This is a genomic window from Mesorhizobium sp. M4A.F.Ca.ET.050.02.1.1, from assembly GCF_003997725.1.
Lineage (GTDB): Bacteria > Pseudomonadota > Alphaproteobacteria > Rhizobiales > Rhizobiaceae > Mesorhizobium.
Window position 1 is genome coordinate 1 of record NZ_RZSG01000838.1, and the last position, 2,506, is coordinate 2,506.

A 2,506-nucleotide genomic window follows, 5' to 3' on the forward strand; every position below is an offset into this window, starting at 1 on the left:
ACTCATAACTCCTCAGTTATTGAATTGTCAAGCATACCTTGTCGAATGCAGGCCGCCCGCCGCCTGCTGGACCGATCATTGCCGCTTTCACGGCAGCGGACCCGATGCTAGGGCTGTCGCCGAAAATACGGACGGACCGCATCTTGACCAAGAATTCTCAGCCAACCCTGATCGAGCTCTGTGTCGAAGGCATTGACGGGCTGCTTGCCGCGCAGGCCGCCGGCGCCGACCGGGTCGAACTCTGCGCCAGCCTGGTCGAAGGCGGCATCACGCCGAGCCTCGGCACTGTGCGCGCGGCGCTCGAGCTTGCCACCATTCCGTTCCACGTCATCGTCAGGCCGCGCGGCGGCGATTTCCTCTATAGCGAGGCCGAATACCGTTCGATGCTCGCCGATGTCAGCGCGCTTGCCGACCTCTGCGTCGCCGGCGTCGTCGTCGGCTGCCTGATCGCCGACGGCACCATCGACGAGACCCGCATGGGTGAACTGGCGCGTGCGGCTGGCGCGCTCAACGTCACCTGCCACCGCGCCTTCGACATGACGCGCGACCCGGCCGAGGCACTCGAGGCACTGGTCCGCTGCAAGGTCGGCCGCGTGCTGACCAGCGGCCAGCGCGACTCGGCACTGGAGGGCGCCGAGCTTCTGGCCGCGCTCGTCCGCCAGGCTGGCGAGCGCATCATCATCCTCGGCTGCGGCGGGCTCGATCCCGACAATATCGCCGAGGTGCTCGCCAGGACCGGGCTGAAGGAAATGCATTTCGCGGCACTTGCCGATGTGCCGAGCGCCATGCGCTACCGCAACCCGCGCGTCGGCATGGGCGGCAGCGATCTCGACCGCGAATACCGAACCACGGTGACCGACGGGGCATTGGTGGCGGCGACCATCGCGGCCGTCAGGGCCTGACCCCGGGGAAGATGCGATGACCGAAGGACGCTCGCCGATCGACCGCGTTTCGCCCGAAGATGAGCCCGCCATCCTCGCGCTCAACAACGAGCATGCGGCGGAACTGTCCTGGCTTGAAGCCGAGCGGCTCTCCTTCCTGCTCGGAGAGGCGTTTTATGCGCGCCGCATTGGCGCGCTCGAGGCCTTCATCATGACCTTCGACCAGGACGCCGACTACGACAGCCCGAACTTCCTCTGGTTCCGCGAACGCTACCCGCGCTTCGTCTATGTCGACCGGGTCGTCGTCGCCGCAGCGGCGCGCGGCCTTGGCCATGCCCGCCGGCTCTACGAGGATCTGTTCGAGTATGTCGCGCGCTCCGGCCAAGCGATCGTCACCTGCGAGGTGAATGCCGATCCGCCCAATCCGGCTTCGGACGCCTTTCATGCGGCGCTGGGATTCGCCGAGGTCGGCGACGCGGTCATCCATGGCGGCAAGAAGGCCGTGCGCTACTACCTCCGACAACTCGCCTGAGCGCCGGCGAGCGGCACTGGCGCATGAAACAAGCCGTCGCTAAAGTGATCGTCTCCGCCACTGGGGGCGAACCGTGATGCCAAGCAACGTCTTCCGCTTCGACGAGCGCTGGGACATTCCAGAAGCGACGCCGCAGGAAGTGTGGGATGTGCTGTCCGACGCCGAGTTGCTTCCGCTCTGGTGGGGCGACGTCTACAAGGAGGTCGTGCCGCTCGACAAGAAGGGCAAGGGCGTGGTCGGCTCGCGGGCCAGGGCCCGCGCCCGCGGCGCCCTGCCCTACGAACTGAACTTCATCATCGAGGCGGCCGAGCTCGAACCCGGCCGGCTTGTGGTGGTCAAGACCTTTGGCGATTTCGACGGTCTGTGGCGGGCGGAGCTGTCGCCCTCGGGGAATGGCACCCGGGTCAACCTGATCTGGCAGGTCACGGTGCTGAGGCCGATCCTGAAGTTTCTGGCGCCACTGCTGAGGCAGGCCTTTGCCTGGAACCACCGCTGGACGACGCCGCGTGGCGAAGCCGGCCTGCGCCGCTATCTGTCCGGACGGAAAAATCGCCAGGCAGCCTGATCCAGGCCCAGCGACGGCGGCGAAAAGGGGGCCATAACGGCCCCTTCTCTATTCACGTGATGGCAAGTGTCAGCCGGCGGCGGCAACAGCGCGCTTGGCCATGACCGCGATTAGATTGGCCCGGTACTCCGCCGAAGCGTGGATGTCGCTCATCAGGTTCTTCGCCGGCACCTTCACGCCATCGAGAGCCGCAGCCGCGAAGTTCTTCGCCAGCGCCGCCTCAATCTCCTTCGAGCGGAACACGCCATCGTCGCCGGCGCCGGTAACGGCGGCACGGACCCCGTCCTTGCCCTTGGCCACGAACACGCCGACGATCGCATAGCGCGAGGCCGGGTTGCGGAACTTTTCGTAGGCCGCCTTGGCCGGCGCGGTGAAGCTCACCGCCGTGATGATCTCGCCATCCTTCAGCGCCGTCTCGAACAGGCCCTTGAAGAACTTGTCGGCGGCGATCTCGCGTTTGTTGGTCACGATCGTGGCCCCCAGCGCCAGCAGTGCCGCCGGATAGTCGGCCGCCGGATCGTTGTTGGC

At 66.4% G+C, this 2,506-nt stretch carries 4 protein-coding genes; 3 read left to right on the forward strand and 1 reads right to left on the reverse strand.

The annotated features are described in order from the left end of the window. The first annotated feature begins 143 nt into the window (after positions 1 to 143). The 3 genes from EOA33_RS31975 (at position 144) to EOA33_RS31985 (ending at position 1,978) form a co-directional block, all read left to right on the forward strand. A complete protein-coding gene (locus EOA33_RS31975) occupies positions 144 to 902 on the forward strand; it encodes a copper homeostasis protein CutC (RefSeq protein ID WP_245482499.1) in 759 nt (252 codons plus the stop codon). Positions 903 to 918: 16 nt separating this feature from the next. After that, positions 919 to 1,413 (forward strand): GNAT family N-acetyltransferase, encoded by a 495-nt coding sequence (locus EOA33_RS31980; protein ID WP_126054178.1) that lies wholly within the window; start codon positions 919 to 921, stop codon positions 1,411 to 1,413. Between the two features lie 76 nt (positions 1,414 to 1,489). After that, positions 1,490 to 1,978: an SRPBCC family protein gene (locus EOA33_RS31985; protein ID WP_126054177.1), complete on the forward strand. Its 489-nt coding sequence runs from the start codon at positions 1,490 to 1,492 to the stop codon at positions 1,976 to 1,978. A 69-nt stretch (positions 1,979 to 2,047) separates the two neighbouring features. On the opposite strand, the gene EOA33_RS31990 is transcribed toward EOA33_RS31985, so the two are convergent. Next, positions 2,048 to 2,506: FAD binding domain-containing protein (locus EOA33_RS31990; RefSeq protein WP_190234435.1), on the reverse strand; the 459-nt coding region annotated here is incomplete at its 5' end.